The organism is Arthrobacter sp. JCM 19049 (assembly GCF_001310435.1).
The window spans coordinates 1-5,059 of record NZ_BAXF01000139.1 but is presented as its reverse complement, the minus strand read 5'-3'; the positions used below and the strand labels follow the sequence as shown (position 1 = coordinate 5,059).

Here is a 5,059-nt window from a genome sequence, read left to right as displayed (position 1 = left end):
GCGGCCGCGCGAATCGAGCACTACCGCGTACTTCGCCCCGGCGCCCTGCACCTGGGAGAGCACATCGGAGGCGCGCTGGCCGGGGGTCGCGGTGACCGCGTCCTCCAGCTCGACCTCGTTCACGCGGGTCAGGGTCAGCTGCTTCAGTCCGGCACCGGAGCCGATGAAGTTCTCCACGAACTCGCTGGCCGGGTTGGCCAGGATGCGTTCGGGCGAATCGTACTGCTCCAGCTGGGCGCCTCGTTGAACACGGCGATCCAGTCGCCGAGCTTGACGGCCTCATCGAAGTCGTGGGTCACGCACACGATGGTCTTTTGCACCTCGGACTGGATGTTCAGCAGCTCATCCTGCAGGCGCTGGCGGGTGATCGGGTCCACGGCGCCGAACGGCTCATCCATCAGCAGCACCGGCGGGTCGGCGGCCAGGGCGCGGGCCACGCCCACGCGCTGCTGCTGTCCGCCGGACAGCTCCTTCGGGAAGCGGTCGCGGTACAGCTCCGGATCCAGGGAAACCAGCTCGAGCAGCTCGTCCACGCGGGCTGCGATCTTCTCCTTGGACCAGCCCAGCATCTTGGGCACCATGCCGATGTTGGTGGCCACCGTCATGTGCGGGAACAATCCACCGGCCTGGATCACGTAGCCGATGCGCCGGCGCAGCTCATCACCGTTCATCTTAGTTACGTCATCGCCGTTGATCACGATCTGCCCGCTGGTCGGCTCGATCAGCCGGTTGATCATCTTCAGGGTCGTGGTCTTGCCACAGCCCGAGGGGCCGACGAACATCACGATGGAGCCGGCCGGAATCTCCAGGGTCAGTCCGCCCACCGCGGACTTCTTCTGCCCCGGATAGGTCTTGGTGACTTCCTGCAGCATGATCGAGGCGCCGGTGACGCCCTCAGCGGCGCCGTTCGCGGCGGTGCTGCCGGTGCGGGCACCGCCCTGGCCTGCGGTCTTGCCGTTAGCGGCCATGTTGTTGTCTTCTCTAGCGTTGTTCTCAGACACGGATACCTCGCGGGGTTGTGAGCCGGCCGATGCCGATCAGGATCAAATCAAGAATCAGGCCAGGATGACCACTCCCACCACGCCGACAACGACGGATTCCAGGGAGTTGGCGCCACCGAGGCGGGAAAGGCCGGAGAAGATCATTCCACCCAGGCCCGGGCCGAGCGAATAGGCGGCGATCGCCGCGACGCCCATGACCATCTGGGCGGAAATCCGGATGCCGGTCAGGATCACCGGCCACGCCATGGGAATCTCAACCTTCAGCAAGGTGCCCAGGCGGCTCATTCCGATGCCGCGGGCGGATTCGACCAGGCTGGGTTCAATATTGTTCAGGCCCACGATCGCGTTGCGCAGGATCGGCAGCGCGGCGAAGAAGGTCACCACAATGACCGCAGGGGTAACGCCGAAACCGACCGGCACAATCAGCAGGCCGATCAGCGCGAAGGAAGGGATCGTCAAACCAATGGCGCTGATGCCGTTGGCCACGCCCGCCAGCGCCTTGCTGCGGTACACCAGCACCGCCAGCACTACGGCAATGACGGTGGCCAGGATCAGGCATTGACCTACCAGCGAGAAGTGTTGCCAGGAGGCCAACAGTATTTGGCGATATCGCTCGCCAATGAAATCTCCCACATCAAAACCTGCTTCACTCTAGTTACGAAAAATGCACCAAATCCGCGGAATTTCGCGGTCCGGCATCCTCTAGCTTAGCTAGTTGGCTAGATCACTTCCAATTGATACACCGGTATTTCTTGTCTGACTTGGACTTATTAGTTCACTCACGAACCACAATAGAAAATGACATCGACTGGCGTGCCGCAGGCCACTTGTAGTGAGATGGGGCATGAAACTTGCCACCCTTCGCACCCCCGATTTAGCGGCGCCCACGGCCGCCGCGCTGATCAGCGACCACGGCGCCCAGCTGCTTCCCGGATTCCCGGATGTGCAGCATTTCCTGCGGGCCGAGGAGGAGCGGCGGCAGCAGTCCCTGGAGCAGGCCCGGGCCAGCCAGCCGCAGCCGCACGCCGGCTGGTGTACGCCACTCTAATCCCCAATCCCTCCAAGGTTCTGTGCATTGGCTGAACTACCGCAACCACATCGCGGAGGTCCAGATGGAGGAACCGAAGTACCCCACCATCTTCGCCAAGTTCGCCTCCAGCCTCACCGGCGCCAACGACAGCGTGGAAATCCCCGGCGAGGACCACCGGGTGGACTACGAGGGTGAGCTGGCGGTGATCATCGGCGCCCCGGGACGGCGGATCCCCGCCGAACACGCGCACCGGCACATCGCCGGGTACGCCATCTCCAATGACATCTCCATGCGCGGCTACCAGGGCCGCACCCGGCAGTGGCTGCAGGGCAAGGCCTGGGACGCCTCCACCCCGGTCGGCCCCTGGCTGGTCACGGCCGACGAATTTTCCCCCGGGGCGCGGATCACCACGAAGGTCAACGGGCAGCTGGTCCAGGACGACTCCACCGATGACCTGGTCTTCAATGTGGCCGAATTGGTCAGCTACATTTCGGCGATGACCGAGCTGCAGCCCGGGGACCTGATCCTGACCGGCACCCCGGCCGGGGTGGCCGTCTCACGCAAGGACGAAAACGGCCGCCGCCCCTGGCTCAAGGCCGGCGACGTACTGGAAACCAGCATCGAAGGTCTGGGCACCAGCCGGCTGACCTTCCACCCACAGGAGGACTAGGCATGCACAACACCAACGCTTCGGCACCCCAGGATTTTTCCACCTGCGATCTGTTCGACGACGACGAGACCCTGCAGTCGGTCTCCACCCAGCTGCGCAACTTTGGCGGGCGGACAAAGTTCAGCGGCCCAATCCGCACGCTGCGCTGCTACCAGGACAACTCCATCCTCAAGCAGATTGTCGCCACCCCCGGCAACGGCAGGTGCTGGTGGTTGACGGAGCCGGATCCCTGGACTGCGCACTGCTCGGTGACATGGTCGCAAAGACCGCACTGGACAACGGCTGGGCCGGATTGGTCATCCACGGCGCCGTGCGGGACTCGGCGGAACTGGCCACCTTGGACCTGGGAATCAAGGCGCTGGGCACCAACCCGCGCAAGAGCCAGAAACTGGACTCGGGCTCTCCTGACGTGGAACTGCGCTTCGGTTCGGTGACTTTCCGTCCCGGGCTGATGCTGCACAGCGACGAAGACGGGATCCTTCTGGACCCGATCGGCTGAGCCCGCAATAAATGGAGATCCAGGTCACCATGATGGGTTAGTGTATTACCTTGACGCCACCAGCGTCATGAACATCACACTCGCATCACTGGAGGACCAACACATGGAAGCCCTCACGACCCTGTTTGGCGACATCTCGTCCGTCATTTGGGGACCATTTGTCCTGATCCCGCTTCTGCTGCTCACCGGGCTGTACCTGACGATCCGGCTGGGCCTGATCCAGCTGGTCAAGCTCGGTCCGGCACTGCGCCTGGGGATCATCAAGCGCAAGGACGCCGGTTCGGAGGGAGACGTCTCCCAGTTCCAGGCTTTGACCACCGCCCTGGCCGCCACCGTGGGCACCGGCAACATCGTCGGGGTGGCCACCGCCATCGGCATCGGCGGGCCCGGTGCGCTGTTCTGGATGTGGATCACCGGTATCTTTGGCATGGCCTCGAAATACTCGGAGGCCTTTCTGGGTGTGCGCTTCCGCGGCACCGACGCCGCCGGTGAGAAGTCCGGCGGCCCGCAGTACTACCTGCAGCGCGGTATCAAGGGACCGTTCGGCAAGTTCCTGGCCCTGTTCTTCGCCATCGCCGCGGCGATCGCCAGCTTCGGCATCGGCAACATGACCCAGGCCAACTCGATCTCCGCGAACCTGGAGAACTCCTTCCAGGTGCCGCTGTGGGTCACCGGCGCGGTGCTGACCGTGCTCTCCCTGGCCGTGCTGGTCGGCGGCATCAAGTCCATCGGCCGCATCACCGCCGGGTTCGTCCCGGTGATGATCATCTTCTACGTGGGCGCCGCCATCTACATCCTGCTGGCCAACCTGGGCCAGATCCCCGCCGCGTTCGCCACCATCTTCACCGACGCGTTCACCGGCACCTCCGCCGTGGGTGGCTTCGCCGGCTCGGCCATCATCATCGCCGTGCAGTTCGGCGTGGCCCGCGGCATCTTCTCCAATGAGTCGGGCATGGGCTCGGCGGCCATCGCCGCCGCCGCTGCACAGACGAGCCACCCGGTGCGCCAGGGCCTGGTCTCGATGACCCAGACCTTCATCGACACCATCATCGTGGTCACCTGCACCGGCCTGGTCATCATCACCACCGGCACGTGGAACATGATTGACCCGGAGACCGGGGAGCAGATCTCCGCCGCGCTGATGACCGGTCAGGCCTTCACCCACGGCCTGCCTGGCCAGTGGGGACACTGGATTGTGACCATCGGCCTGGTGATGTTCGCCTTCTCCACCATCCTGGCTGGTGCTACTACGGTGAACGCCAGATGGAGCGCCTGTTCGGTCGTGCCTGGTGATGCCGTTCCGCGTGGTGTTCTCCCTGGTCGTGTTCGTGGGCGCCACCACCGAGCTGGCCGTGGTGTGGAACTTCTCCGACATGATGAACGGGCTGATGGCCCTGCCAAACCTGTTGGGTCTGCTGATCCTCTCCGGACTGGTGGCCCGCGAAACCAAGTGGTACCTGAAGAACGACCCGAAGCTGGAAGCCACCAAGGACCAGATCGAGACGTTCATGGCCGGACGTCCGGGCTGGGATGAGTGGAAGGCCGGCGACGTCATCGGCTCCGCCCACGCCCAGGCCACCGGCAAGACCGAGGTCCACGAACGCTAAGGGCGGGCGCTGCCAGTTGCCCTCAGACACAAAAGCCAGTCCCGTTCAGGGACTGGCTCTTGTACTTTGTTCAGGTATTGAACGGCTGTTGCGCCCAGGCTGGCCGGGCGCCGCGAGCAGCTAGGCGGCTAGGCGTTCCACAGGCCGTAGGAGTCGGCCAGGTCGGCGATCTTCTGCGCACGGGCCAGACGCGGCAGGTAGGAACCGTCGCCACTGCGGCACCGGCGGCGTGCGCCTCCAGCAGCTCCATGG

2 protein-coding genes and 5 pseudogenes are annotated in these 5,059 nt (G+C 64.4%); 4 read left to right on the top strand and 3 right to left on the bottom strand.

All coding sequences use genetic code 11. The features are described 5' to 3' along the window. Together JCM19049_RS08000 and JCM19049_RS07995 are read right to left on the bottom strand one after the other, a co-directional pair. Positions 1 to 872 (bottom strand): annotated as a pseudogene (locus tag JCM19049_RS08000) (ABC transporter ATP-binding protein); the annotation flags it as partial. A gap of 121 nt (positions 873 to 993) precedes the next feature. Then, positions 994 to 1,634: pseudogene (locus JCM19049_RS07995) on the bottom strand (ABC transporter permease). Positions 1,635 to 1,845: 211 nt separating this feature from the next. Here JCM19049_RS07995 and JCM19049_RS19465 point away from each other — a divergent pair. The 4 genes and pseudogenes from JCM19049_RS19465 (at position 1,846) to JCM19049_RS07980 (ending at position 4,807) form a co-directional block, all read left to right on the top strand. Beyond that, entirely contained in the window at positions 1,846 to 2,049 is a 204-nt protein-coding gene (locus JCM19049_RS19465) for a hypothetical protein (protein ID WP_279402742.1), read from the top strand. 64 nt (positions 2,050 to 2,113) lie between these two features. After that, the gene (locus tag JCM19049_RS07990; RefSeq protein ID WP_279402741.1) at positions 2,114 to 2,701 is read left to right on the top strand and encodes a fumarylacetoacetate hydrolase family protein; all 588 of its coding nucleotides are present in this window, start codon (positions 2,114 to 2,116) and stop codon (positions 2,699 to 2,701) included. A 2-nt stretch (positions 2,702 to 2,703) separates the two neighbouring features. Next, a pseudogene (gene rraA / locus JCM19049_RS07985) lies at positions 2,704 to 3,200 on the top strand (ribonuclease E activity regulator RraA). A 103-nt stretch (positions 3,201 to 3,303) separates the two neighbouring features. Continuing rightward, positions 3,304 to 4,807: pseudogene (locus JCM19049_RS07980) on the top strand (alanine/glycine:cation symporter family protein). Between the two features lie 128 nt (positions 4,808 to 4,935). Here JCM19049_RS07980 and JCM19049_RS19460 read toward each other — a convergent pair. Continuing rightward, a pseudogene (locus tag JCM19049_RS19460) lies at positions 4,936 to 5,059 on the bottom strand (CoA ester lyase); the annotation flags it as partial.

Excerpts from the sequence above, each read along its gene's own strand:
- JCM19049_RS19465 (WP_279402742.1), top strand. The coding sequence starts at position 1,846 with ATGAAACTTGCCACCCTTCGCACCCCCGATTTAGCGGCGCCCACGGCC.
- JCM19049_RS07990 (WP_279402741.1), top strand. The coding sequence starts at position 2,114 with ATGGAGGAACCGAAGTACCCCACCATCTTCGCCAAGTTCGCCTCCAGC.